Consider the following 26126-nt stretch of genomic DNA (forward strand, 5'->3'; position numbering starts at 1 on the left):
GGTTGTTGCACAGCGCACCACGAAGGAGGCGCATCCCGGTAACGTGTACGCGTCCTTCAGTCGGGGGAGCGAAACAGCCGGTGACCGCAGTGCACAGGAGTACCGACTCATGAGCGACGACGCCAGATCGGCGAGCTCGTCCGGCGAGCGGCAGGGGTCCCGCACCGACCGGACGCGTTCCGCGTCCAGTTGGTTCTCCCGCGAGCACCTCGAGGACACGCCCCCGCCCGCCCCGGCTCCCCCGGACGGCCCGACCCCACCAGCGGCGGAGGACACCGCCTCGCCCGGGCCGGGGCAGCCCCGCGGCCGACCGCCGGTGGCCACGACCGGCGAGCACCCGCAGCGCACCCCCGAGCAGCGCTACGCCGACGCCGTCGCGGCGATGAACCGGGTCGTCACCAGCCGGGACTTCAGCGCGCTGCCCTGGATCACCGAGGTCTTCCGCGCGACCGCCGGCGTGCTCGCCGAGGACGACCCCGCCCGCGCCTCGGTGCTCAACAACCTCGGCACCGCCGCCCAGCTCACCTTCGTCACCAGCGCGGACGTCGCCGACCTGGAAGACGCGATCGCCTACTACCGCTCGGCCGTCACGTCGGCCCCGGAAACCGACGAGGACCTGCTGCTCTACCGCAACAACCTGGTGCTCGCGCTGGTCGAGCACGCCGGGCGCACCCGCAGCGCGGAGTCGAGCGGGCAGGCCGCCGCCCACGCGCGCGAGACCGCCCGGCTGACCCCGCGCGGCGACCCGCGCCGGCACGTGGCCGCGGTGCGCCTGGCCACCAGCCTGCGCACCCACGCCCGCGTGGCCAGCGACAACGAGGCCGACGAGGAGTCCATCGACGCCTTCCGGGAAGCCGCGGGCAGCGCCCCGGACGAGGAAGCGCCGGAACTGCAGGTCAACCTCGGCGCCGCGCTCACCCGGCGCGCCCAGCGCAGCGGCGACCCCGCCGCGCTCGACGAGAGCGTGCACCACCTGCGCACCGGGGCGAGCGCGCTGCCCGAGGGACCGGCGCGGCACCGGGCGCAGTGCTACCTCGCCAGCGCGCTGCGGTTGCGCTTCCACGTCAGCGGCGACGTGGCCGACCTGCACTCGGCCGTCGCGGAACTCCTCGGGGCGGTGGCCGCCCTCCCGGAGGGAAGCCCCCTGCTCGGCAGGGCCGCGCGCCACCTCGCCGAGTGCGCCCTCGACCACGTCGACGCCACCGGCGAGCCGCAGCTCCTGCAGCAGGTGCTGCGCCCGCTCGCCTCCGCCGCCCACGCCATGCGCGGCGACGACCCGTACCGGGTGGCGGTGCTCGCGCTCCACGGCGCGCTGCTGCGCCGCCAGCACGCGCAGCACTCCGACGAAACCGCGCTGGACACCGCCGTGACCGCCGGGGAGGAGGCGCTCCGGCAGGCCGCGGACGAGGGAGCCGACCCGGTGCGGCTGTCGCTCATCCGCAGCCTCCTCGCCCGGCACGAGCACGCCGGCGGCACGGCCGACCTGGACCGCGCCGCCGCGGTCGCCGCGGACCTCGCGGAGGACGCGGCGACCGACGAGCGCAGCGCGGGCCCGCTCACCGCGCAGAACACCGCGGTGCGCGGTGAGCTCTCCCTGCACCGCTACCGGCTGACCCGCAGCGAGCGCGACCTCGACGCGGCGATCCAGCGCCTCGCCCAGGGCCTCGGCGGGATCCCCGAGGGCATGCCCGCGCGCGCCGACGTCGCCCTCCTGCTCGGCGAAGCCCTCCGCGAGCTGCACCGGCGCTCCGGTCGGCGGCGGAACTACCGGTGGGCGCGCAAGGTCCTCACCGAAGCCGCCGGGCAACCCACCGCCCCGGCCGACCGGCGGCTGCGCGCGGCCGAGGCCGCGGCCCGCGCGGCAGCGGAGGCCCAGCGCTGGTCCGAGGCCGCCGAGTCGTTCGCCCAGGCCGTGGAGCTGCTCCCGCTGGTGCCGCGCGGCAAGCGGGTCGTCGCCTCCCCCGAGGTGCAGCAGGACTGGGGCGTGCTCACCGCCGACGCCGTGGCGTGCACGCTCGAGGCGGGCCTGCCGCACCGCGCGGTCGAGCTGCTCGAGCACGGGCGCACCGCGGTGCTCTCGGACTTCCTGCCGACCGGCGGCGAGCTCGGCGCGCTGCACCGCGAGCGCCCCGAGCTGGCCGACGAGGCGGTGCGGCTGCGCCGCCTGCTCGACCGGCCCACCACCGAACCGGTGCTCGCCCCGGTCGACGACCGCACGCGCAGCGCGGGTGCCTGGGACGAGCTGCTCGAGCGCATCCGCACCGTCGACGGCGGGCACCTGCGCCCGGTCCGGTTCGACGACCTGGCCACCGCCGCCGCGCGGGCCGGGGCCGACTACGGCGCGATCGTGCTGCCGAACATCAGCCGATACCGCTCGGATGCGCTGGTCGTGTTCGGCGGGCGGGTGGTGACCCTCCCGCTGCCCGGAGCTTCCCCGGAGGCGGTCACCGAGCAGGCGCACACCGCGCTCACCGCGGCCCTGCGCCGCGACGAGCAGCGGCTGAACGGCTGCCTGCACTGGAGCTGGGACCACCTGGTGCTGCCCGTGCTGGAGCGCATGGGCTACCTCCGCAGCCCCGGTGCCGGGAAGCGCTGGCCGCGCGTGTGGTGGTGCGCCCACGGGCCCGCCGCGTACCTGCCGCTGCACGCGGCGACCGCGGCGGACGGCACGAGCGCGCTGGAGTGCGTGGTGTCCTCGTACGTCCCGACGCTGGGCGCGTTGCGGCGCCCGCGCGGAGGGCAGCAGCCCGCGGCGGGCTCGGCGCTGGTCGCGGCCGGCTCGGTGGACGGCCTCGCGCGCGAGCTGCCGCCGCGCAACCAGCTCGCCGCGCGGCACTGCCCCGGGGCCGAGGTGCTCGGCGCGGAGGCCTCCACCGGCGAGGTGCTGCGCCGGCTGCCGCGCGCCAGCTGGGTGCACGTGTGCGAGCGGAGCGCGGCGTACCCGAGCCGGCCCGCCGCCGCGTCGGTGCTCTCCCGCGAACCGGACCCCTCGCTCGGCGTCGTCGAGATCGGGCAGACGCGGCTGGACACCGCCGAGCTGTGCGTGCTCAGCCACTGCGCCACGGCCGCGGAGGCCCCGTCCCCGGCCGCCGCGTGCCTGCCGGGCGTCCTCGGCTTCGCCGGGTACGCGCACGTGCTCGGGTCGCTGTGGGAGGTCGAGGAGCGCAACGCGTGCGCCGTGCTGGAGGGCGTGTACGGCGAGGTCATCGGCGGCGAGCTGGACCACGCGGGGTACGCCCTGCACGACGCGGCCCGCCGGCTGCGCGACGAGCAGCCGGACGCGCCCAGCCAGTGGGCGCCCTTCGTCCACGCGGGACCGTAGGGACGGTCCGGCATCGGCCCGAACCGGCTCATCAGCGACCGGCTGGCACGCACGTGAGGCGAGCGCACCGCCGAAGCGGGGCCGGCGGCGGGCCCCGTCCGGCGCGCGTGCCGCACCGGCCCGGAAACCGAGCCGCTGCGCGGACCGACCGGGCGCGCCGGATCAGCGCAGCGTGATGTTGTTGATCTTCCAGGTGTCGCCTTCGCGGTGCGCGCCGATGCTGAGCTGGGCCGGAGCCGAGTTGCTCTGACCGGTCCCCGCGCGCATCGACCGCTGGTCCACGAACACGAGCACCTCGGCCCGGTCGCCTTCCAGGCGCGTCACCGCGCTCTCCCGCACGCTCGCGGTCACCACCAGCTGCTGCTTCGGGGCCTGCTCCTTGACCACGCCGAACAGCTGCTCGTAGGTGTCCACAGCGGACCCCGTGAGCAGCCGGTCGGCGGCCTTCTCGGAGGCCTGCACGTTGTTGTGGTCGTAGGAGAAGACCTTCTCCACGGCGCTGGTGATCTGCCCCTTGGCCTCGCTGGTGCCCGCGCCGTCCGTGAGCGCCGCGTTGGCCGCGGCACCGGTGTAGCGCAGCGCGTAGGTCTCGTAGCCGAACCACCCGGCGAAGGCGAGGGCGAGCACCGTCACCACGGTGAGCACGGGAACGGGGCGCGAGCGCACCCGCGCGAGCCGACCCGCGCGGGCGGGTTCCCCCGCGGTGTCCGCACCGGCGGGTTCCTGCTCCGGTGCGCGGTGCTGGCCCGCGGTTCCGCGGCGCGCAGCGCGGACGCTGCGCCGCTTGGCCGAGGGGGATCGGAGCGTTCGGGCGCTCCCGGTCCCGGCGTCCCCGCCGGGGGCTCCGTCCGTGCCGTCCTGCGCCGCACCGGTGCCCTCCGCCGCGGCGTCCGGACCGGCTTCCGCTGCCGCAGCACCGGCGCCGTCCTCGGCCGCCTCCTCCGGGGTGCTGTCCTCCCCCGCCGCGCCCTCCGCGGCCGCGGCCCCCTCGTCGTGCTCCGCGGACCCGGTCCCGGAGGTCGCGGCGGTGTCGCCGGCAGCCGCGCCGGTGCCGGCGGCGGCGCTCTCCGCCCCCGCCGGGGCCTGCGTCCCCTCCGCTTCCGACCCGCCCGGGGCCGACTGCTCCTCGGCGGACCCCTCGGTCGCGGGGCCGGAACCGCCCGCGGTCGTGTGCTCAGCCGTGCTCGCGCCGGTGGGCGCGTTGTCGCCCGCGCGCCGGTTCCGCGCACCGGCGACGCGGCGGGCGGCGGAGCCGCGCGGACGGTTGTGGCGGTTCGTGGACACTGCGTTCGCTCCTTGCGCGAGGTTGGTCGAGGTGCGGTGGCGTCACTGCCCGGACGCGGACGGGTCTTCGCCGGGCCGGCCCGCGGAGCCGCTCTGCTGCCCGCCCCCGTTCCCGTTCGGCTGCTGGCCCCCGTTGGGGACCTGGGAGATCCGGGCGAGTTTCCAGTCCTCCCCGTCGCGGCTGAGCTGCGCCGCGTAGCGGTGCCGCTGCGTGCTCGGCTGCTGCCCCTCCGCGCGCACCGTCACCTGCACCACCGCGATCATCCGGGCCTTTCCGGACTGCTCGTCGAGCTCGGTCAGCCCCGCGTCGAGGACCTTCGCCTCGGTGGCGCTCTTGCGCTTCTTGATCTGCTCGGCGTACTTCTGCCGCCCCTGCTGGACCTCCTGGTGCAGCGCGCCGGTGGAGCTCCGCGCCCAGCGGTCCAGGCCCTGCTGGACGTTGCGGTGGTCGAGGCTGTTGAAGTTGGCCACCGCTGCCTGCCCGGCCTGCAGCGCCTCGTCGCGCACCTGCGCGCGCTGCACGTCGGCGTCGTGGGCGCTGACCGCCCACGCGATTCCGGTGCCCGCGCAGGCCACCAGGCTGAGCCCGCACAGCGACGTCGCCACCAGCACCCCGGTTCGCCGGCGCGGCGCTGAGTTCTCGCCGGACATAACCACTCCCATCAACGACCTGGCGTCGTGTCTCGCGCTGCGCGTCACGGCGCGTTCTGCGCCCCGCGCACCGATGTCTCACTTCCCGGCGGTTCGGCGCAGTGCGCCTCGGAGTTCAGCGGTAGCGGTGCCATCTCGTTGCCGGCGCGCTTCGGAGTCTCCTCGTACCCGGCCGTGCATGGCAACGGGTCGAAGGCGTTGAGCGCGAGCCCGAAGTGCGCCTTGCCGTCACCCGGCACGACGCTGTTGGAGTTGGCCACGACCCCCGGGTACAGCGTCATGAGCTGCTCGATGCCGTCGTTGTGGTCCGCCAGCACTTCGGACGTTCCGGTCAGGTTCCGCAGCAGCGGGCCGAGTTGGTCCTGCTCGTCGAGGAATCCGCTGACCTGGCGGGCGGTTTCGGGCGACTGCTGCACGAGCCCCCGCAGGTCCGGATCGGACTCCTCCAGCTCCGCCGACAGCGCGCGGAGGTCACCGCTGAACGACTTGATCGCCGAGGACTGCTCGTTCTGCGTGGCCAGCACGGCGCGGCTGTCCTCGATCAACCGCTTGGTCTGCGGCAGGTGCCGCTGCGCCTCGGCGGTGAACTCGCTGGTGGTGTCCAGCACGGTCTGCAGGTGCCGCCCGTTGCCGCGGAAGGCGGTGCCGAGTTCGGACACCACCGTGCGCAGCGAGTCCTTCGGGACCGACTCGGCGAACGAGTTCAGGTTCATCATGAGGTTCTGCACCGGGAGCGGCGTGCTGGTGCGCTCCTCCTCGATCACCGCCCCGTCCGCGAGGTACGGCCCCCGGTCGTTCTGCGGCCGCAGGTCGACGTACTGCTCGCCGACGGCCGAGCGGTTGGCCACCACGGCCCGCACGTCGCGCGGGATGGGCGGCGCGTCCGATTCGATGTTCAGCGGCACGGCGATGCCGTCCTCGGTCAACCGCAGTTCGCCGACCCGCCCGACGGGCACACCGCGGTAGGTCACCTCGGCGTTGGCGAAGATCCCGCCGGTGCTGGCGAGTTTCACGGTCACGTCGTAACCGCGCGCCCACAGCACCTTGTCCAGGCCGGCGTAGGTGGCGCCGGTGTACCCCACGCCGAGCAGCGCGATGACCACGAACGCGAGCACTCGCAGGCGGACTTTGCGCGTCAGCATCAGTTACCTCCGAAGAGCCCACCGAGGAGGCCGTCGCCGCCCCCGCCGTCACCACCGCCGTCGTCGGGCTGCTCCGAGGGCTGCGGCTGCTCGCTCGGCGTGGGAACGGGCTGCGTCGGGGTCTGCCGCCCGTCGTCCCGCTCGGGTTGCCCCACCGGCGGGTCCCCGGGTTCCTGCCCCAGCGGCAGGGGCAGGTCGGGCGCGCGCAGCAGCGGCTGCTGCGAGCGCCCCAGGTTGCCGATGATGCGGGTGAGGTTGAGGTCCACGTCCGCGTACAGGTTCACGTAGTCGCTGCCCTTGATCCCCTCGACCGCGTTGTCCGGGAACGGGAAGGTCGCCAGCACCTCGAAGGACTTCGGCAGGGCGCTGCCGGCCTCGGCGAGCTTGCGCACCGTCGGAGCGAGCTGGTTGAGGTTGTGCACCACGTCGTCACCGCCCCGCTCGACCACGTCGGTGGCCACTCCGGACAGTTCGTCGAGCGAGCGCAGCATCGTGACCAGGTCCTCGCGCTGCTGGTTGAGCACGCGCAGCCCGGGCTCGATCTCGGTGAGCGCCTTGTCGATGCTCTGCCGCTGGGCGTTGAGCTTGGCGCTGAGCCGGTTGACGCTGTCCAGCGCCCGCGTGATGTCGTCGCGCTGCGCGTCCAGCCGGGTCACCAGCTCGTCGATGTTGTGCAGCAGTTCCCGCGCGTCGGACTCCCGCCCGTCCAGCGCGGTGTTGAGCTCGGAGGTGATGCTCTGCAGCTGCGCCACACCGCCGCCGTTGAGCAGCATGGACAGCGCGCCGAGCACTTCCTCCACCTCGGGGCTGCGGTTGGTGCGCTCGACCGGGACGAGCGCGCCGTCGCGGAGCTCGCCCCGCGGGGCCTCCGGTTTCGCCGGTGCGCTCAGGTCCACGTACTTCTCCCCGAGCAGGCTGGACTGCCGCAGCCGGGCGACGGCGTTGGCCGGGAGCTCCACGTCGCCGTTGAGCTGCACGGTGACCTCCGCCAGCCACGACTCGCCGGTCAGCCGGATGTCCGACACCCGCCCGACGGGCACGTTGTTCACGCGCACGCCCGAGTTCGGCACGAGGTCGAGCACGTCCCGGAAGTGGATCCGCACCTGGTAGGGGTCGCTGCCCACGTCCGCGCCGCCGGGCAGCGGCATGTCGTAGACACCGCGGAATCCGCAGCCGCCGAACACGGTCACGGCCAGCAGCAGGGCACCGATCACCCGGAGGCGGTGTCCGCCACCGGCGCTCGTGCGCGTTCCGGTTCGCGGGTGTGCGCTCATCGGCCACCTCCGGAGTTCTGCCCGTTCTGCTGCCCGCCGAGCAGCGGCAGCGGCGGCAGGTCACCGTTCTGCGCGGAGTTGATGATCTCGGCCGGCGTGCCGCCGGGCTTGCGGGTGCCGCCCCGCTCCGCCAGGGCGTCGCACTGCCGCGAGACCTGGCCCGGCACGTCGTCCGGGGAACGCTTGCTGAGCAGCTTGCACACCGCGGCCAGCGGGGGCTGGTTGAGCTCGTTGATCACCGCGCGCGTGTCCAGCGTGCCGGAGGCGCCGTTGTAGGAGTTCGCCAGGTTGCTCAGCGCCAGCGGGGCGTTGCTCAGCGACTCGTCCAGCGCGGCGCGCTGCTCGACCAGCGTCTTCGCGACCGTGTTCAGCTGGTCCACGTTGGACTTGAGCTCCTCGCGGTTGTTCTTGAGGAAGGAGTCGACCTTCTCCAGCGCGACCGTCAGCTCCGCCATCGCGGCCGTGAGGTTGTGCCGCTCGTCGGCCATCAGCGAGCTGACCTCCTGCAGCTGCGAGTTGAACCGCCGCACCTGGTCGTCGTTGGTGCGCAGCATGGAGCTGAACTTCTGCAGGTTGTCGACGGTGGCGAACAGCTCCTCGCTGCTGCCCTGCATCGTCCCGCCGAGCTCGCCGAGGTGCCGCAGCGTCGTGGCCAGCTTCCGACCGTTGCCGTCGAGGTTCTCCGCGGCGGTGTCGAGCAGCTTGCTCAGGTCGCCCCGCGAGTTCGCACCGCCGGGCCCGAGCGTCTTCGTGATCTCGTTGAGGCTGCTGTAGACCTGGTCCAGCTCCACCGGTGTGGCCGTGCGCTCCGGCGGGATCATCGCGCCGTCCGAGAGCTCCGGCCCGCCCGAGTAGGTCGGCGCGAGCTGCACGTACCGGTCGCTGACGACGGTGGGCGCCACGACGACCGCGCTGGCGTCCGCCGGCAGCGCCACGTCCCGGTCGACGTCCATCTCCACCCGCACGCGTTCGCCCTGCGGCGTCACGTCCGAGATGGATCCGACCGGAACGCCGAGCACGCGCACGTCGCCGCGCGGGTAGACGCCGACCGCCGAGTCGAAGTAGGCGGTGACCTTGCGCTGCGTGGCGCCGAAGAACAGCCACCACCCGGCCACCGTCGCCGCCAGCAGCACGACGAGGGCGACCGCCAGCAGGCTCACCCACGCCGGCCTGGACAGCCGCGGAGACACGCTGCTCATGGTTGACAGCCCTTCTGGTTGATCGGACCGACGGCGGGCGGCAGCAAGCCGCAGATGTAGGTGTCGAACCACCGGCCGTTGCCCAGCACGTTCGCGAACAGGCGCGTGAAGGGCGCGAACTTCTCCAGGCTGCGATCCAGGTTGTCCTGGTTGCGCTGCAGCATCTTCGTCACGCGGTCCAGCTGCTCCAGCGCCGGTCCGATCTGCTGGTTGTTCTCGTCGATCAGCGCGGTCAACTGCTGCGAGAGCTCGCGCGTGCCCTGCAGCAGGGAGTGCACGGAGTCGCGCCGGCTGCGGATCTCCTGCAGCAGCAGGTTGCCGTCCTGCAGCAGCCGTTCGAACTCCGCGTTGCGGTCGGAGACGGTCTTCGACAGCTTCTCGGTGTTGCTGAGCAGTTCCTTGAGCTTCGCGTCGCGCTTGGCGATGGTCTGCGACAGCTGTGAGAGCCCGTCCAGCGCCCCGCGGACGTCGTCCGGGGTTCCGGCGAACGTCTCGGACATGGTGCGGAAGCTGCGCGCCAACTGGTCCGTGTCGACCTTGTCCACTGTGGTGGACAGGTCGCTGAACGCCTCCATGACGTCGTAGGGGGCCATGGTGCGCTGCAGCGGGATCGGCTTCGAGGAGTTCAGCTCCTGCGAGCCCTTCGGGTCGAGCGCCAGGAACTTCTGCCCGAGCAGGGTTTTGACCTTGATCGCCGCGGCGGTGCGGTCACCGAGCCAGGTGTCGCTGACGCGGAAGTCGACCCGCACCCGGTCGCCGGCGAGCTCCACGCCGGTGACCTCGCCGACGCGCACGCCCGCGACGCGGACCTCGTTGCCCGAGGCCAGGCCGGCGGCCTCGCTGAACTCGGCGGAGTACGCCTTCCCGCCGACCAGCGGCAGCCGCTCGAAGTTCATGGCCAGCAGGAACGCCAGCACCAGCACGACCATCCCGGCCAAGCCGATGGTGAAGGGATTGCGCTGCGTGAACGGCTTCATCGCTGGCACCTCGGCTGGGTCTGCGGCATCACGGGCAGCGGGAGCTCGGCCTCGCCCACGCCGACGGTTCCTTCCGCCTGGCACAGGTAGAAGTTGAACCACGATCCGTAGGAGGCCGTCCTGCCGAGGGTGTTGAGCTTGTCCGGCATGTTCTGCAGCACGCGCTCCGTGGTCTTCTCGTGCTCGTTGAGGTTGGCCGCGGTGTCCTCGAGCCCGGCGATGCTCCGCTTCAGACCCGGGCGGGAGCGCTCGGCCAGGTCGGCGGTGGTGTGCGTGAGGCCGTCCATGGCGGTGACCGCCTCCCCGATGGCCCGCCGGTCGTCCGCCAGTCCCGAGGTGAGCTCCTGCAGCTGGCCGATCGTCGCGGACAGCTCCTCGTCGCGGCGGTTGACCGTGCCCAGCACCCCGTTGAGGTTGTTGATCACCTGCCCGATCACCTGGTCCTTCTCCGCGATGGCGGTGGTCAGCGAGGCGATGTGGGTGAGCAGGCTCTCCACGGTGCCGCCCTCGCCCTGCAGCACCTGGATGATCTGGTGCGAGAGCTTGTTGACGTCCTCCGGCGACAGCGCCCGGAACAGCGGCTTGAACCCGCCGAGCATCACCGTCAGGTCCAGCGCCGGCTTGGTGCGCTCCAGCGGGATGGTCGCCCCCTCCGGCAGGTACTGGTTGGGGTCGCCCGCGCCCTGCTCCAGCGCGATGTAGCGCTGCCCCACCAGGTTCCGGTACTTCATCGTCGCGGTCACCGAGGAGGGCAGCCGGCGGTCGGTCACGCTGAAGTCCACTTCGGCGTGGCGGCGGTCGACGACTTCGATGCTGTCCACCTGGCCGACCTTCACCCCGCTGATGCGGATGTCGTCGCCCTCGTTGAGGCCCGTGACATCGGTGAACCGCGCGCTGTAGCTGCGCGAGCTGCCGAAGGTCTCGTTCGCGATGGTCATCACGAGCACGCCCATGGCGAGCACGGTGACCAGCACGAACACGAGGAACTTGGTCAGCGGGGCTGCGATCGAGCGGCCGTTCATTCGTAGCTCACCTCCGTTCCCCGCAGCACCGGGCCGACCAGCAGCGAGCTCCACCCGGGCACGTCACCGGACGGCCGGCCGAGGTTCGGGGCGACCAGTGTGGACACCCACGCGGCCTCCCGCGGCGAGTTCTGCGTGCCCAGCCCGGCGGAACTGGGCTGGGTGCTGGCCGGTGCCGTGGACGCGCCCCCGTCCTGCCCCCGGTCCTGGCCCTGCGCACCCGGCGGGATGAACGGTTCCGCACCGCCCGGCGGGTACACGCCGTCCTGGATCGGCTTGGACGGGGCCGGCGGTTTCGACCCGTCCTTGAACGGGCCGTCCGGCGGGTACTCGGGCATCGGTTCCGGCATCGGCACGAGGTTGTAGCAGCGCGGACCACGCTTGTCGTTGAACTCGGGTTCGTCCTGGTTCGGCTCGTACTTGCCGCGGTGCGGGACGACCTCCAGCTTGACGTGCAGCCCGGGCTCGTCGGTTCCCTCGCCGAACGCCTTGCGGATCCGCGGCACGTACTGCGCCATCTCCTCGAGGAAGCACGGGAACTGCGGCGAGTACTTGGCCAGCACGTCCAGCGTCGGCCGCGTCCGCTCGCCGAGGCGGACCATCGTGTCGCCGTTCTTCTCCAGGAACTCCGTGGTGTCCTGCGAGGTGGTGGTCAGCTGACCGGTCATGTCCCGCAGGTTCCTCTTCTGCTCCACGACCGTCCGCGCCGTGGTGCTGAAGTTGTCCAGCGCCCGCACCACGTCCGGCGCTGCCTGCTCGTACGTGCGGGCCACGCCGACGAGTTCGCGGAGGTTCTGCTGCAGTTCCGGCACCGCGGGGTTCAACCCGGACAGGTAGTCGTTGAGCTGCGTGATCGTCCGCCCGATCTGCTCGCCGCGCCCGTTGAGCGCCTGGTCCACCGCGTTCAGCGTGGCCGCCAGGTCGTCGGGCTGGACCGCCTGCAGCAGCGGCATCGTGTTGGACAGCACCCGCTCCAGCTCGATCGAGGCGGGGCTGCGGTCCTGCTGGATGGTCTGGCCGCTGTGCAGCTCCTCGGTGGAGGCCTGCTCCGGCAGCTGCAGGGAGACGTAGCGCTCGCCGAACAGCGTCTGCGGCAGCAGCAGCCCCGAGACGTTGCTGGGCACCTTGCCGGCGTGCTCCGGCTCGATGGACAGGTGCACGTCCGCGCCGCCGCTGGTCGGTTCGATCCGCTCGACGCGACCGACGATCATCCCGCGCACCTTGACGTCCGCGCGCGGCAGCAACTGGTTCGCCGTCCGCTGCGCCTTCATCACGACATCCACGGTGGACTCGAAGGTGCGGTTGTAGAACGCGAGCGTCAGCGTCACGAACAGCACCACGCACATCAGGAAGGCCACGCCGAGCAACCGGCGCCGCACCGTGGTCCCCACCGTCTGCCTGCTCATCCCGTAATCCGAACCGTCGTCGTGGTGCCCCAGATCGCGAGGCTGAGGAAGAAGTCCAGCAGTGCGGTCGTCACGATCGCCGTGCGGACCGCGCGCCCGACCGCGACACCGACGCCGGCCGGACCGCCGCTCGCGCGGTAGCCGTAGTAGCAGTGCGTCATGATCACCACCACGCTGAAGATCAGCACCTTCCCGAACGACCAGAGGACGTCCTCGGGCGGGAGGAACAGGTTGAAGTAGTGGTCGTAGGTGCCCGCCGACTGGCCGTAGCCGAACACCGTGATCGCGCGCGCGGCCACGTACGAGGTGAGCAGTCCCAGCACGTACAGCGGGATCACCGCGACGAATCCGGCGATCACGCGCGTGGTCACCAGGTACGGCAGGCTCGGCACGCCCATGACTTCCAACGCGTCGATCTCGTCGGAGATGCGCATCGCGCCCAGCTGCGCGGTGAACCCGGACCCGACGGTGGCCGACAGGGCCAGACCGGCCACCAGCGGGGCGATCTCACGCGTGTTGAAGTACGCCGAGACGAACCCGGAGAAGGCCGAGGTGCCCAGCTGGTCCAGGGCCGCGTAGCCCTGCATGCCGACGACCGTGCCGGTGAACACGGTCATGCCGACCATCACACCGACCGTGCCGCCGATGACGGCGAGCGCCCCGCTGCCGAAGCTCACCTCGGCCAGCAGCCGCAGCGTCTCCTTGAGGTAGCGCGCGACCGCCTTCGGCACCCACACCAGAGCGCGGACGTAGAACGACATCTGGTCGCCCAGGTCGTCCAACGTCTCCAGCGGTCGCCGTAACACGCGTCGTGCGCGTTGGGAGATCGTCACCATGTCTGCGTTCCCTCGCCGTCACATGCCCTTCGGCGGCACGAGCTGCAAATAGACCGTCGTCAGAATGAAGTTCACCGCGAACAGCAGCAGGAAGGTGATCACCACCGACTGGTTCACCGCATCTCCCACGCCCTTCGGACCGGGCGGCGGGTTCAACCCCCGGTAGGCGGCGACGACACCCGCCAGGAACCCGAACGCCAAGGCCTTCACCTCACCGATCCACAGGTCCGGCAGCTGCGCTAGCGCGTTGAAGCTCGCCATGTAGGCGCCGGGCGTGCCGTCCTGCATGATCACGTTGAAGAAGTAGCCGCCGAGCACGCCGACCACCGAGACCATGCCGTTGAGCAGCACGGCGACGAGCATCGCCGCCAGCACCCGCGGCACCACGAGGCGCTGGATCGCCGAGACGCCCAGCACCTCCATCGCGTCGATCTCCTCGCGGATCTTGCGCGAACCCAGGTCCGCGCAGACCGCGGATCCGCCCGCGCCGGCGATGAGCAGCGCGGTGACGATCGGACTGGCCTGCTGGATGATCGCCAGGACGCTGGCCGCACCGGTGAACGACTGGGCGCCGATCTGCCGGGTCAGCGATCCGAGCTGCATCGCGATGACCGCGCCGAACGGGATCGACACCAGCGCGGTCGGCAGGATCGTCACGCTCGCGATGAACCAGCACTGCTGGATGAACTCGCGCAGCTGGAACGGACGTTTGGGCAGGTTCCGCCCCACTTCGAGCGCGAGCGCGAACAGCCGCCCGGTCTCCCGGACGGCCCCCGCCCCCGGCATGCGCGTTCCGGCGGGCTGACTCACCGGGCATCCCCCCGCTTCCGGCCGAACCAGCGACGCCGCGACGGCTGCTCGTCCTCGGGTTCGTAGCCGACCGTCCACGGTGGCGGCGCCGGTTCACCACCGGCTGCCGGGCCGGACTGGCCCTCGCCGCGCGGGTTCGGCTCCGGGCCGCCGGCGGACGGGTCGGCGTCCTGCTGCGGGACCCGGGCCACCGCCCCGGCGTCCAGCGATCCCGACCACGCCTCGTGCGAAGCGGCGGGCCGGACCGGAGCGGTCGGCGCTTCCGGCTGCAGCCACTGCCCCTGCGCGTGCCTGCCCTGCGGTTCGCTCTGCGGGACCTGCTGCGCCGGTTGCCCGCCGTCCGGCCGGGGCGGTTGCGCCCCCTGCGGCGCGGGATGCTGCCGGCCGTCGACGCCGTAGCGGGCGCGCTCCTCGGGGGTGAGCGTGTTGAGGATCTCCTGCTGCGCGGCCGGGTCCAGCCCGCCGAGCTCCTGCATCACGCGGTCCTTGCGCCGCACCACGGCTGCGCGGTCGGGCACCCCCGGCGAGACGCTCAGCTGCGGGATGATCTGCGGCAGTCCCTCGTGCTGCTCCCCGAGCTCGGCCATCTCCGCGGCCATCTGCCCGGTGTCCTTCTCCTCGCTCATCCCGATCGGGCCCGCCCGCCGGCCGTTGAGGAACTGCTCGACCACCGGTTCGGTCGAGGTCAGCAGGAGCTCCCGCGGGCCGAACATGACGAGGTTGCGCCGGAACAGCATGCCGATGTTGTCCGGAACCGTCCGGGCGGTGTTGATGTCGTGCGTGACGATCAGGAACGTGGAGTCGGTCTGCGCGTTCAGATCGACGATCAGCTGGTTGAGGTAGGCCGTCCGCACCGGGTCCAGCCCCGAGTCCGGCTCGTCGAAGAGAATGATCTCGGGGTCCAGCACCAGGGCGCGCGCCAGCCCGGCGCGCTTCTTCATTCCGCCGGAAATCTCGCCCGGCAGTTTGTCCTCGGAACCGACGAGACCGACCATGTCCATCTTCTCGCCGACGATGTTCCGGATTTCGCCTTCGCCCTTCTTGGTGTGCTCGCGCAGCGGGAAAGCGATGTTGTCGAAGAGGTTCATCGACCCGAACAGCGCGCCGTCCTGGAACAGGACGCCGAAAAGCTTCCGGATCTCGTAGAGCTCGCGCTCCGAGCAGGTGCAGACATCGACCCCGTTGATGAGCACCTGCCCCTCCTCGGGCTTGAGCAGTCCCACCAGGGCCTTGAGGAACACCGATTTCCCCGTGCCCGAAGGGCCGAGCAGCACGCTGATCTCACCGGGAGGGAGATCCAGGGAGACACCCCGCCAGATGGTCTGCGACCCGAAAGACTTGGACAGCCCGTCGACGGCCACCTCGACGCCCATCCGGACCTCCACTTCCCTCGCTTCGCGGCAACCGGGAGCGCCCCCGGAATCCGCAGCCTGCCAAATGTGACCCGGTTAACCGAAGGTCTATCGCGTCACACCTGTGCAACGAGTGCGGCGCACGGAGGTTACTGGCGAGTTCACCGAAGTCGGGCCGGCGGTAACCGGACGTTTTCCCGAATCCCGGGAATGGCCTCGGTGCGCACCGGAAACACCCCGCGGCGGCCCCGGCGGAGGAGGGCGGGATCCGACGCAAAAAAGTGGACACCTCCCTTCCAGGAGGTGCCCACTTCGCGTTCTGCGCCGGCGAATGCGTCAGCGCGGAACGAGTCGACTCACTTCAGGGTGACCTGACCGCCGGCCTCTTCCAGCTTGGCCTTGGCGTCGTCGGCCTTCTCCTTGTCGACCTTCTCCAGCACCGGCTTCGGCGCCTCCTCGACCATCTCCTTGGCCTCCTTCAGGCCCAGGCCGGAGACGATCTCGCGCACGATCTTGATGACCTGGATCTTCTTGTCGCCGGCGCCCTCGAGGATGACGTCGAACTCGTCCTGCTCTTCCTCTTCCTCGGCCTCGCCGGCACCGGCGGCCGGGGCGGCCACCGCCGCGACCGGAGCCTGAGCGCTGACGTCGAAGGTCTCCTCGAACTGCTTGACGAACTCGGAGAGCTCAAGGAGGGTCATTTCCTTGAAGACGTCGAGCAGTTCCTCGTTGCTCATCTTGGCCATGGTGGCGTTCCTTTCGATCAGTGCCCGCGCACGGGCAGTAGCCGGGTGTGCGGATGGCGGAACCGGCGTCCGCCGGGGTCCGCGACGGTCGAGTTCGCCGAAGCGGACTCAGGATTCCTTCTTGTCCTTGAGCGCACCGGACAGGCGCGCGACCTGCGCGGCGGGCTCGGAGAACATGGTCGCCGCCTGGTTGAGCTTGGCCTTCATCGCACCGGCCAGCTTGCCCAGGGTGGCTTCGCGCGAATCCAGGTCGGCGATCCGCTCGACCTCGGACACCGACAGCGGGCGGCCGTCCATGTAACCGCCCTTGATCACCAACGCCTGGTTGGCCTTGGCGAACTCGCGCAGCGCCTTCGCCGCGTCCACCGGCTCGCCCCGGATGAAGGCGATCGCGGTCGGACCGGTGAACAGCTCGTCCAGACCCTCGACACCGGACTGCGCGGCGGCACGCTTCGTCAGCGTGTTCTTGCTGACGCGGTAGGTCGTCTCCTCGCCGAGGTTGTTCCGCAGCTGCGCCAGCTGCGCCGTGGTCAACCCGCGGTACTCGGTGATGAGCGCGGCGGTCGACTCGTTGAAGTGCTCGGCGATCTCGTTGACCGCCGCGACCTTCTCGGGCTTCGCCATGTCGCCTCCTTTCTCCCTTTCCGACTGTCGTCCGTCAGTCGGGCCCGGAGACGACAAAACGCCCCGGCGCAGCGAGAGCACGGGGCGTATCAGCACATGCGGGCACTGATGGCCACGTTCCTCCTGCGCGGGCCGCCCGCCTCTCACGGGACCTTCGTTTCCCCTGCGGCCGGCATCCGGCGCGGCGGGGAAAGACCAGCGGTCATCGGCTGGAATCGCGTCCCAGGGTACGTCAACCGCGCAGGCTGGTCCGCACCGGGGTCACCGCCGGTCAGCACCGGTGCGCACCCGCGAGCAGCTCCGCGCCGGGCCGCTCGGGCACTGGTGACCGCGCGCCCGGTGGGCGGCATCATGATCGGCGTGGCCGATCCGAACGAACACCGCTCCGCGCAGCACTCCCCGGGCAGCGGCGAGATCGAACCCGCCGAGCCCCTCGAGGCCGAACTCGTCGAACCTCCGCGCGACTCCGCGAGCGCACCCCCCGCACCGCCGACCGGCGCGGACCAGCCGGACGGCGGCACCACCGATCCCGCGGCGACCGACGACGAGGAGTACCGCCAGTACCAGGAGTTCCTCGAGTTCCAGCGGTTCAAGCGCTGGCAGCGCGAGCAGGGCGGCCAGCCCGGCGACCTGGCCGCACCGCCTCCGGCCGCACCACCACCGGCCGCACCACCGCGCACCCCGTGGTGGAAACGGATCCTGCGGCTGTTCCGGTTCACATTCGTCCGGCGCCTGGTGTACCTGGTCCTGCTGATCCTGCTCGTGCCGCCGGTGCTGCAGCACGTCCTCACCGGGTCGAGCGGCTCCGGCGGAGGCGGCGGCACCGGCGGGGGCGTGCCGCCGAACTCGGTGCCCATCACCTCCACCAACCCGCAGCGGGCGGTCGCGGGCGTGTACAACTACCTCCGCGGGGACGACCCGGAACGCACCTGCCTGCTGTTCAGCCCCTCCGGCAAGGCCGCCTTCGCCAGCGAGCACGGAGCGCAGGACTGCGCGAGCGCCGCACGCCGGCTGCACGAGAGGATCACCAGCGGTGGGCAGTACGCCAACCCCTCGTTCGCGGAGAACGCGGTGGAGGTCGCCGAGCCGGAAGCGGTCGTGTACGGCTGCCGCGTGCGCACCGGCGGCGGCCCCGAGCTGGGCAGCTTCGGCCTCACCCGCCAGGACGACGGCGGCTGGCTGATCTCCTCGTACGACCGCAGCGCCCCCGCATGCCAGTAGCCCGTGCGCAGCGACCGCGCGGATCGGCTGGTCGTGCGCTCGGCCGCACCGCCCCGCCGGGCGAGCGGCGAAGCCGCTCGCCTCTCCTGCCCCCGGGCGATCGGCTTCCCGCGGACGCGGGCTTTTTCGGAGGAACGCACAACGACCTGCGGCGTGTCGCGGCGCTCGTTCGTCGTCCGCGCCGATTGTGCCCCGTGATCGCGCGGCCCTAGGTTGCGAGCCGATCCGGTCACCGCCGAACCGAGGAGGACAGGTTGGCCGACGACTCCACCGCGCAGCAGCCGCCCGAGCGCACGGGGGACTCCGAGCCCCGTCCCGAGCTCCCCGGGGCGACCGCGCCCGGGCCCGCGGAACGCGGCCCCTGCGGGGACGACCTCCCCGCGCGGGGAGCTGCGGATCGGGGCTCCGGGACAGGTGACCGGGCATCCGGGGAGTCCAGCGCCGGTGGCGGGGTGGCCCGCCGCCGGTTCCTCGCCGGGGTGGGCGCGACCGCCGCGGGCTTCGGGCTGCACACCACGGCCGAGGCGCAGGCCTCCGGGAGCCCCGGCGATCCCCCCGGCCCCGAGCGGTTCCGCGCCGACCCGCTGCTGCTCGCGCCCGAACTCGTCCTGCTGCCGGACGGACCGGCCCGCGAGCAGGCCGTCCTCGTCGCCGGCGGCGAGTTCCGCGACATCGGACCTGCGCAGCGGCTCTCCGCGAGGCACGGCACCGAGCCGGTGCACCTGCCCGGGCAGCTGCTCATGCCCGGCTTCGTCGACGCGCACCACCACCTCACGCAGAGCTTCGGCAAGGCGCAGTCGTTCGGCCAGCCCTCCGAGGTGTTCAAGCAGATCTGGGAACCGCTGGAGCAGGCCCTCGACGAGGACACCGCCCGCACGGCCGCGAAGCTCGCGGCCCTCGAAGCGCTGCGCGGCGGCTTCACCACCGTCGCCGACGCCGGGACGCGCGCGCCGGTGGACGTGGGCGTGCTGGCCGAGGCCGCGCACGAGGCGGGCGTGCGCTGCGTGCTCGGGAAGGTGTGCTCGGACGGCTCCGGCGGGCCGGAGCACCTGGCCCGCTGGGAGTCCGACCGGCTGGTGCACCCGTCCCTGGCCATCCCCGTCCCCGGGGATGCCACCGCCGAGGTGATCACCCGGACGGCGAAGCTGTGCGCCGAGGCGGGAGCGGTGTTCCAGATCCACCTCAACGAGCACCTCGCGGCCGTCGAGCGCTCGCTGCGGAGCCACGACCTGCGCCCCCTGGAGTACCTGCACAGCATCGACGCGCTCGGGCCGCAGACGCTCGGCGCGCACACCACGCTGCTGTCCGCGGAGGAGCTGCGGCTGCTCTCCGACACCGGCACGGCGATCAGCTACAACCCGGTCGCCAGCGCGTGGAAGGGCAACTCGGTGGCACCGGCGAACACGATGGCAGCGCTGGACGTGCGCTTCGGGATGGGCACCGACGGCACCCGCGGTGACGGCTTCCGCATGGTCGACGCGGCCGAGACGGCGCAGCTGCTCACCGCCGGCCTGCGCAACGGGGACACCGTTGCCGGTGCGGGCGAGCGGTGGTTGAAGCACGCGACGGCGCTCAGCGCCGAAGCGGTCGGTCTCGGCGGGACCACCGGTGAGATCGCGGTCGGGCGCGCCGCGGACTTCCTCCTCGTCGACCTCGGCGTCCCGGAGCTCACGCCGTCGTGGGATCTGCCGTGGGAGCTCGTGCGCCTGGCCAACCGGGACCAGATCACCGCGGTGGTCGTGGACGGACAGCTGCGGTTGTGGCACGGCTGGCCGCCGGACTGGGACGGGCCCGGTTTCGTCCGGCACGCGGCCGCGGTGGGACGCGAAGTCCTCCACCGCGCCCAGGTGGAGCGCGTGGACCCGCGCGCCCGCCCGTGAGCGAGGCCGGGCGCACGGCCCGGTGCAGGCACACCACCATCGAGTGCTCCCCGGAGTGCACTCACCCCCGATCGCGTGGGGATGATTTCCAATTTTCCTGAAAATTGCGAACCGTCCCCACACGATCAGAGCAGGGTTCGTTCACGAGCGGAGCACCGCCCGCCGAGACACGAAGTCCCCCGGCCCGTCGGGCCGGGGGACTTCCAGAACCGGGGTGCGGGGGCCGGGTCAGGCCTCCGCCAGCTTCCGGGTCATGTTCGGGTCGACCGGGATGCCGGGGCCCATCGTGGTCGTGAAGTTGACCTTCTTCAGGTACCGCCCCTTGGCCGCGGTCGGCTTGGCCCGCAGGATCTCGTCCAGCGCGGCCTCGTAGTTCTCCACCAGCTGGTTCGCGTCGAACGACGTCTTGCCGATGATGAAGTGCAGGTTCGACTGCTTGTCGACCTTGAAGTTGATCTTGCCGCCCTTGACGTCGGCCACCGCCTTGGCCACGTTCGGCGTCACGGTGCCGGTCTTCGGGTTCGGCATCAGCCCGCGCGGGCCCAGCACGCGCGCGATCTTGCCCACCTTGGCCATCTGGTCCGGTGTGGCGATCGCCGCGTCGAACTCGAGCCAGCCGCCCTGGATCCGCTCGATCAGGTCGTCCGAGCCCACCGCGTCCGCGCCGGCCTGCTCGGCCTCGTTGGCCTTGTCGCCGGACGTGAACACGATGACGCGGGCCGTCTTGCCCGTTCCGTGCGGCAGGTTCACGGTGCCGCGGACCATCTGGTCCGCCTTCCGGGGGTCAACTCCCAGCCGCAGCGCCACCTCGACGGTGGCGTCCATCTTCGCCTTCGAGGTCTTCTTCGCCAGCTCCACCGCCTCGTGCGGGGTGTAGAGCCGGTCGCGGTCCACCAGCTCGGCGGCCTGGTTGTAGGTCTTGCTGCGCTTCGCCATGACTGTCCTCGCTGCTGAGTCAGATGTGGTTGGTCGGGCCAGCGCCGGCCCTCCCACGCCCCCGCCTTCCGACCGGCGGGGCGTCCGGCTCGACCGGGTCGAGCCGCGGGGTCACGCGTCGATGGTCAGACCCATCGACCGGGCAGTACCGGAGATGATCTTCTCCGCCTGCTCCATGCTGCTGGCGTTGAGGTCGACCATCTTCCGCTCGGCGATCTCGCGGATCTGGTCCTGGGTGACCTTCCCGACCTTGTTGTTGTGCGGCGTCCCGCTGCCCTTCTGCACGCCGGCTGCCTTGAGCAGCAGCTTCGCGGCCGGCGGCGTCTTCAACTTGAAGTCGAAGGACCGGTCCTCGAACACGGAGATCTCAACAGGAACCACATCGCCGCGCTGGTCCTCGGTGGCGGCGTTGTAGGCCTTGCAGAACTCCATGATGTTCACGCCGTGCTGACCCAGCGCCGGGCCGACCGGCGGAGCCGGGTTGGCCTGGCCGGCCTGGATCTGCAGCTTGACGATTCCTGCAAGCTTCTTCTTCTTGGGCGGCATTTCGCTTCCTCGCTATCCGATCACCCGGTCCCGGCCTGCCCCGGAACCGAATCTGGCGGGGCCACCCGGTGGCCACCCGCCACCGCGCGCACTGCCGTGCCGCGCGTCGTTGGCCGTGCTCCTGCTGCGGAGCCGGTCAGATCTTGGAAACCTGGTTGAACGACAGCTCGACCGGCGTCTCCCGGCCGAAGATCGACACCAGCACCTTGAGCTTCTGGGCGTCGGCGTTGACCTCGCTGATCGTCGCCGGCAGCGTCGCGAACGGCCCGTCCATGACGGTGACCGACTCGCCGACGGCGAAGTCGACCTCCACGGCCGGCTGCTGCGCGGCGGCCTGCTGCTGCGGCGCGGCCTTCTTCGCCGTCTCGGAGCCCTTGGCGGGCTGTTCCGCCTGCGGCGCGAGGAACTTCAGCACCTCTTCCAGGCTGAGCGGGGACGGCTTCGAGGTCGCCCCCACGAATCCGGTGACGCCGGGCGTGTTCCGCACCGCGGCCCAGGAGGCGTCGTTGAGCTCCATCCGCACCAGGATGTAACCGGGCAGCACCTTGCGGTTCACCATCTTGCGCTGCCCGTTCTTGACCTCCGCGACCTCCTCGGTCGGCACCTCGACCTGGAAGATGTAGTCCTCGACGTCGAGGGTCTGCGCCCGCATCTCGAGGTTGTTCTTGACCTTGTTCTCGTAGCCGGCGTACGAGTGCACGACGAACCAGTCGCCGGGTGCGCGGCGCAGGGCATCGCGCAGCTCCTGGACCGGGTCGGCCTCGCCCTCCTCCGCGGGGGAGTCCCCGGCGGCCTCGTCCGCAGCCGCCTCGTCCGCGCTGGTCCGGTCGCCCGCGGAGTCCTCCTCGGCCGCCTCCGGGACGGCCGGCTCGGCGGCGGTGTCGGCCGATTCGGCAACAACCGAGTCAGCAGCCGACGCCTCGCCGACCTGTTCGGCCTCGGCCTGCTCGCTACGGCCGGTCAGTTCCTGGCCCTCGTCGGAGGTCACTGTCGGTCTCGCTTCCTCTCGTGCGTTGCGTGCCGGGTCGAAGGGCATCCGCCGTCCCGCCGCGCGGAGCCGAGGTGCTCAGCCGAACAACCAGAGCACGCCCTTCCCGATGAGCAGGTCGACCCCAGCGATGAACGCCACCATGACGCTGACGAACACCAGCACCACGAGAGTGTAGGTCACCAGCGACTTCCGCGTGGGCCAGATGACCTTACGCAGCTCGCCGACGACCTCACGCAGGAAGCGCCCGATCTTGTGGAACGGCGAAACCCGGCCCTGCCGGCCCTCCCGCGGAGGAGTGGGCCGACCCTTCGACTCTGTTGTGCGCGCCGAGTCGGAGCCACCCGGCACCGACTCACCGGTACGGCCCTTCCGACCGGCCGAGCGGGCGGAGGCGCGGCGCTGGCGCCGCGCCGCGGCGCTGGACGGGCGGGAAGTCCCCTCGGACTCCCCGTTCCGGTCCTGCTCGCGGTCCTCGCTCACGGAACTCCTCCGCTCACCGTCGCATCGACGCAGGGGTGACAGGACTCGAACCCGCAACCGCCGGTTTTGGAGACCGGTGCTCTGCCAATTGAGCTACACCCCTTCGCAGCCCGCGGGCCACGACATCGGGAAACCACCACCCCGCCCACATCGCCTCGCCCGCGCGCAGCGGACTGCGTGCGGCGGGATCGCGGGTGAAGGTCTCCCGGATCCAAAAGTGTACGGCACACCACGCGCGGGCTGACACGGCACCCCCTCACCCGCGCCGGCGGCCGCGTTTCCCGAGCGGACAGCGGTGCACTCCCCGACACGCCCGCGCCGGGCACGCCGAGCCGGAGATCCGGCGGACGGGCCCGTCTGCCAGTATGCAGCCATGGCCGCACCTGAACCAGCAACCCGGAACGCAGCACGGGTCTCCGCGCGCATCGGAGGCATCACCGAGTCCGCCACGCTCGCCGTCGACGCCAAGGCCAAGGCCCTCAAGGCCGAGGGGCGTCCGGTGATCGGCTTCGGCGCCGGCGAACCCGACTTCCCCACCCCGCAGCCGATCGTCGAGGCCGCCGCGGCCGCGTGCGCCGATCCCCGCAACCACCGCTACAGCCCCGCCTCCGGGCTGCCGGAGCTGCGCGAGGCCGTCGCCGCCAAGACCGCGCGGGACACCGGTTACCGCGTCGACGCCTCGCAGGTGCTGGTGACCAACGGCGGCAAGCAGGCCGTGTACCAGACGTTCCAGACCCTGCTCGACCCCGGCGACGAGGTCCTGCTGCCCGCGCCGTACTGGACCACCTACCCGGAGGCGATCAAGCTCGCCGACGGGACGCCGGTCGTGGTCGACGCCGACGAGTCCACCGGCTACCGCGTGACCGTCGAGCAGCTCGAGGCCGCGCGGACCCCGCGCACCAAGGTCCTGCTGTTCAACTCGCCGTCCAACCCCACCGGTGCCGTCTACCCGCCCGCGGAGATCGAGCGGATCGGCCGCTGGGCCCTCGAGCACGGCATCTGGGTGGTCACCGACGAGATCTACGAGCACCTCGTCTACGGCTCGGCCGAGAACGCCTCGATGCCCGTGCTCGTGCCCGAGCTGGCCGACACCTGCGTGGTGCTCAACGGCGTGGCCAAGACCTACGCCATGACCGGCTGGCGGGTCGGCTGGATGATCGGCCCGGACGACGTGGTCGGGGCCGCCGCGAACCTGCAGTCGCACCTGAGCTCGAACGTCACCAACGTCGCGCAGCGGGCGGCGCTCGAGGCCGTCAGCGGACCGCTGGACGCGGTGGCCGAGATGCGCACCGCCTTCGACCGGCGGCGCCGCACGATCGTGCAGATGCTCTCGGAGATCCCCGGCGTGCAGTGCCCGGAGCCGGAGGGCGCCTTCTACGCCTACCCCTCGGTCAAGGACCTGCTCGGGCGTTCGATCCGCGGACGGCGCCCGGCCACGAGCGTCGAGCTCGCCGAGCTCGTGCTCGAGCAGGCTGGGGTGGCCGTGGTGCCCGGCGAGGCCTTCGGCACCCCGGGCTACTTCCGCATGTCCTACGCGCTCGGTGACGAGGACCTCGCCACCGGCGTCCGCCGGATGGGCGACCTCCTCCGCGAGGCGGAGTAAGGGAGTCCTCGGATCGGCCGGTGCAGCGGGTCGGGTGGGAGGGAGCCTCCGGCGAGGCCTCGCTGCGGGATCCCCGGCATCGGGTAGCCGCGAGGGAGTCCGCGGACTCCCTAGGCGGGCAGGCGCACGGTGGCGCTGGCACCCCCGAGCACGCCCTGCCCGCCGCTGCGGGCGGTGATGGTGATCCGCACCGTGCCAGCCTCCTCGTCCTTGGCGGCGACCTTGGCCCCGACGTCGAGCACCGCTCCGGTGTCGTCGTCCGGGACGACGACCGGCCGGGTGAACCGGACGGCGTAGCGCACGACCGCGCCGGGATCGCCCGTCCAGTCGGTGACGACCCGGCCCGCCAGGGCCATGCTCAGCATGCCGTGGGCGATCACGTCCGGCAGGCCCACCTCGGTGGCGAAGCGCTCGTTCCAGTGGATCGGGTTGAAGTCCCCCGAGGCCCCCGCGTACCGCACCAGGTCGGCCCGGGTCACCGGGACGTGCAGCGCGGGCAGCTCCTCGCCCACCGCAACCTCGGACATCCGCGGCATCATGCGTCCCCTTCCGCTGCCGTCCCGCGCACCACGAGCGTCGACGTGGCCGTGCACACCGGTTCCCCCGACTCCGTGCCGATCTCGGCGCGCACGGTCAGGAAATCGTTGCCGGCGCGGGATTTCACATCGTCCACGTGCACCGTGCTGACCAGCCGGTCTCCCGCGCGGATCGGCCGGTGGTGCAGGAACTCCTGCTGACCGTGCACCACGCGGCTGTAGTCCAGGCCGAGCTCCTCGTCCGCGACGAGCGCCTCCTGCGCCCGCATGGACAGCAGCACGGCGAAGGTCGGCGGTGCGATCACATCGGCGTACCCGGCCGCGCGCGCGGCCTCGGAGTCCCGGTGCAGCGGCGAGGGATCGCCGATCGCCGCGGCGAACTCGCGGATCTTCTCCCGCCCCACCTCGTAGGCGTCGCCGGCGGGGTACTCACGTCCTGTGAATGACTGGTCGAGCGGCACGTCCGGAAGGTTACCCGCGCGCGTTCCGGCCGGTTCCACCACCGGGGAAGCCCGCGCGGCCCGGCGCTGCGGAAACCCCGCCCCGCGGGAGAACCAGTCCTGCCGGCAGCCCGCGCCGCGGGCAACCCGGTGCTGCTGGGAGATCCCGCGCCGCGGGAGACCCAGCGCACACGCGAAGAACCCGCCGCCCGGGCATTCCGGGGGCGGGTTCTCGATGGCTGGTTACCGCTGGCTCAGCGGGTTTCCTTGTGCACTTGGTGCCGACCGCAGGTGTTGCAGAACTTCTTCAAGTTCAACCGGTCCGGAGTCTTCCGGCGGTTCTTGTTGGTGATGTAGTTGCGGTTCTTGCACTCCTCGCACGCCAGCGTGATCTTGGGGCGAATGTCAGTGGCGGCCACGGGAGGTGCCTTTCTCTGCTCGGTCTGATTCCTGGACGGTCCTGGCGGACACGCCGGGGACCCAACTCATGGTAGCGGTGGCCGGACTCGAACCGACGACACAGCGATTATGAGCCGCTTGCTCTACCGACTGAGCTACACCGCCATGCCTGGGAATCCCGGCCAACACAGGATATCCCATGCCCAGCGACCACGGCACTCGACCCTGGAGCACCGCAGTCGCTTGTCGAGCCCCAATGCGGACTCGAACCGCAGACCTTCGCCTTACCATGGCGACGCTCTACCGACTGAGCTATTGGGGCGTGCTCCGTGCGGAGCGATTCATACTTTACACACCCCGCGCTCGCGGACGTGCAGCGGGGTGGGTTTCCCGCGATTCCGCTGGGCACTCCCGCCGGGCCGCCCGGCGCGCAGCTCACTCCGGCACCG

Annotated in this window: 24 protein-coding genes and 3 tRNA genes; 4 read left to right on the top strand and 23 right to left on the bottom strand. The window is 71.8% G+C overall.

The window, feature by feature from the left end:
* Positions 1-109 precede the first annotated feature (109 nt).
* Positions 110-3322, top strand: coding sequence for a CHAT domain-containing protein (locus ACVGV0_RS20940; protein WP_459157398.1), 3213 nt, complete (start codon positions 110-112; stop codon positions 3320-3322).
* A 162-nt stretch (positions 3323-3484) separates the two neighbouring features.
* Here ACVGV0_RS20940 and ACVGV0_RS20945 read toward each other — a convergent pair whose 3' ends face one another.
* The 13 genes from ACVGV0_RS20945 to rplJ form a co-directional block, all read right to left on the bottom strand.
* Positions 3485-4606: a hypothetical protein gene (locus tag ACVGV0_RS20945; RefSeq protein ID WP_459157399.1), complete on the bottom strand. Its 1122-nt coding sequence runs from the start codon at positions 4604-4606 to the stop codon at positions 3485-3487.
* 42 nt (positions 4607-4648) lie between these two features.
* Complete coding sequence (locus tag ACVGV0_RS20950; RefSeq protein WP_459157400.1) at positions 4649-5257, bottom strand: hypothetical protein; 609 nt, start codon at positions 5255-5257, stop codon at positions 4649-4651.
* A gap of 44 nt (positions 5258-5301) precedes the next feature.
* The gene (locus ACVGV0_RS20955; protein ID WP_459157401.1) at positions 5302-6399 is read right to left on the bottom strand and encodes an MlaD family protein; all 1098 of its coding nucleotides are present in this window, start codon (positions 6397-6399) and stop codon (positions 5302-5304) included.
* Complete coding sequence (locus ACVGV0_RS20960; RefSeq protein ID WP_459157402.1) at positions 6399-7673, bottom strand: MCE family protein; 1275 nt, start codon at positions 7671-7673, stop codon at positions 6399-6401. The genes ACVGV0_RS20955 and ACVGV0_RS20960 overlap by 1 nt, the downstream gene beginning before the upstream one ends.
* Entirely contained in the window at positions 7670-8872 is a 1203-nt protein-coding gene (locus ACVGV0_RS20965) for an MCE family protein (protein ID WP_459157403.1), read from the bottom strand. The genes ACVGV0_RS20960 and ACVGV0_RS20965 overlap by 4 nt, the downstream gene beginning before the upstream one ends.
* Positions 8869-9849: an MCE family protein gene (locus ACVGV0_RS20970; protein WP_459157404.1), complete on the bottom strand. Its 981-nt coding sequence runs from the start codon at positions 9847-9849 to the stop codon at positions 8869-8871. Before ACVGV0_RS20970 ends, ACVGV0_RS20965 begins: the two co-directional genes overlap by 4 nt.
* On the bottom strand, positions 9846-10871 hold the full coding sequence (locus ACVGV0_RS20975; RefSeq protein ID WP_459157405.1) for an MCE family protein: 1026 nt from the start codon (positions 10869-10871) through the stop codon (positions 9846-9848). Before ACVGV0_RS20975 ends, ACVGV0_RS20970 begins: the two co-directional genes overlap by 4 nt.
* Entirely contained in the window at positions 10868-12277 is a 1410-nt protein-coding gene (locus tag ACVGV0_RS20980; RefSeq protein WP_459157406.1) for an MCE family protein, read from the bottom strand. Before ACVGV0_RS20980 ends, ACVGV0_RS20975 begins: the two co-directional genes overlap by 4 nt.
* The gene (locus ACVGV0_RS20985) at positions 12274-13113 is read right to left on the bottom strand and encodes an MlaE family ABC transporter permease (RefSeq protein WP_459157407.1); all 840 of its coding nucleotides are present in this window, start codon (positions 13111-13113) and stop codon (positions 12274-12276) included. Before ACVGV0_RS20985 ends, ACVGV0_RS20980 begins: the two co-directional genes overlap by 4 nt.
* 18 nt (positions 13114-13131) lie before the next feature.
* A complete protein-coding gene (locus tag ACVGV0_RS20990) occupies positions 13132-13899 on the bottom strand; it encodes an MlaE family ABC transporter permease (RefSeq protein WP_459160085.1) in 768 nt (255 codons plus the stop codon).
* 20 nt (positions 13900-13919) lie between these two features.
* Entirely contained in the window at positions 13920-15296 is a 1377-nt protein-coding gene (locus ACVGV0_RS20995; protein ID WP_459157408.1) for an ABC transporter ATP-binding protein, read from the bottom strand.
* 335 nt (positions 15297-15631) lie between these two features.
* Positions 15632-16021, bottom strand: a complete 390-nt coding sequence (rplL, locus tag ACVGV0_RS21000; RefSeq protein ID WP_459157409.1) for a 50S ribosomal protein L7/L12 — start codon at positions 16019-16021, stop codon at positions 15632-15634.
* Positions 16022-16129: 108 nt separating this feature from the next.
* Positions 16130-16645, bottom strand: a complete 516-nt coding sequence (rplJ, locus tag ACVGV0_RS21005; RefSeq protein WP_459157410.1) for a 50S ribosomal protein L10 — start codon at positions 16643-16645, stop codon at positions 16130-16132.
* Positions 16646-17005: 360 nt separating this feature from the next.
* On the opposite strand from rplJ, the gene ACVGV0_RS21010 reads away from it, so the two are divergent.
* Both ACVGV0_RS21010 and ACVGV0_RS21015 read left to right on the top strand, forming a co-directional pair.
* Positions 17006-17866: a hypothetical protein gene (locus ACVGV0_RS21010; RefSeq protein WP_459157411.1), complete on the top strand. Its 861-nt coding sequence runs from the start codon at positions 17006-17008 to the stop codon at positions 17864-17866.
* A gap of 254 nt (positions 17867-18120) precedes the next feature.
* On the top strand, positions 18121-19746 hold the full coding sequence (locus ACVGV0_RS21015) for an amidohydrolase family protein (protein WP_459157412.1): 1626 nt from the start codon (positions 18121-18123) through the stop codon (positions 19744-19746).
* Positions 19747-19974: 228 nt separating this feature from the next.
* Here ACVGV0_RS21015 and rplA read toward each other — a convergent pair whose 3' ends face one another.
* From rplA to ACVGV0_RS21040, 5 genes are all read right to left on the bottom strand, one after another.
* Positions 19975-20682 (bottom strand): 50S ribosomal protein L1, encoded by a 708-nt coding sequence (gene rplA / locus ACVGV0_RS21020; protein ID WP_459157413.1) that lies wholly within the window; start codon positions 20680-20682, stop codon positions 19975-19977.
* Between the two features lie 111 nt (positions 20683-20793).
* Complete coding sequence (gene rplK / locus ACVGV0_RS21025; RefSeq protein ID WP_459157414.1) at positions 20794-21228, bottom strand: 50S ribosomal protein L11; 435 nt, start codon at positions 21226-21228, stop codon at positions 20794-20796.
* A 136-nt stretch (positions 21229-21364) separates the two neighbouring features.
* Positions 21365-22216: a transcription termination/antitermination protein NusG gene (gene nusG, locus ACVGV0_RS21030; protein WP_459157415.1), complete on the bottom strand. Its 852-nt coding sequence runs from the start codon at positions 22214-22216 to the stop codon at positions 21365-21367.
* 78 nt (positions 22217-22294) lie between these two features.
* A complete protein-coding gene (gene secE / locus ACVGV0_RS21035; protein ID WP_459157416.1) occupies positions 22295-22699 on the bottom strand; it encodes a preprotein translocase subunit SecE in 405 nt (134 codons plus the stop codon).
* Between the two features lie 30 nt (positions 22700-22729).
* Positions 22730-22802, bottom strand: a tRNA-Trp gene (locus ACVGV0_RS21040).
* Positions 22803-23072: 270 nt separating this feature from the next.
* Here ACVGV0_RS21040 and ACVGV0_RS21045 point away from each other — a divergent pair.
* Positions 23073-24302: a pyridoxal phosphate-dependent aminotransferase gene (locus ACVGV0_RS21045; protein WP_459157417.1), complete on the top strand. Its 1230-nt coding sequence runs from the start codon at positions 23073-23075 to the stop codon at positions 24300-24302.
* Between the two features lie 110 nt (positions 24303-24412).
* Here ACVGV0_RS21045 and ACVGV0_RS21050 read toward each other — a convergent pair whose 3' ends face one another.
* From ACVGV0_RS21050 to ACVGV0_RS21070, 5 genes are all read right to left on the bottom strand, one after another.
* Positions 24413-24841: a MaoC family dehydratase gene (locus tag ACVGV0_RS21050; protein WP_459157418.1), complete on the bottom strand. Its 429-nt coding sequence runs from the start codon at positions 24839-24841 to the stop codon at positions 24413-24415.
* Positions 24838-25299, bottom strand: coding sequence for an FAS1-like dehydratase domain-containing protein (locus ACVGV0_RS21055; RefSeq protein ID WP_459157419.1), 462 nt, complete (start codon positions 25297-25299; stop codon positions 24838-24840). Before ACVGV0_RS21055 ends, ACVGV0_RS21050 begins: the two co-directional genes overlap by 4 nt.
* A 233-nt stretch (positions 25300-25532) precedes the next feature.
* Entirely contained in the window at positions 25533-25697 is a 165-nt protein-coding gene (rpmG, locus tag ACVGV0_RS21060; RefSeq protein WP_459157420.1) for a 50S ribosomal protein L33, read from the bottom strand.
* Between the two features lie 69 nt (positions 25698-25766).
* Positions 25767-25842: transfer RNA gene (locus tag ACVGV0_RS21065), tRNA-Met, on the bottom strand.
* An 84-nt stretch (positions 25843-25926) separates the two neighbouring features.
* Positions 25927-25999: transfer RNA gene (locus ACVGV0_RS21070), tRNA-Thr, on the bottom strand.
* Positions 26000-26126 lie beyond the last annotated feature (127 nt).

The sequence above is a fragment of the Salinifilum ghardaiensis genome (genome assembly GCF_054491345.1).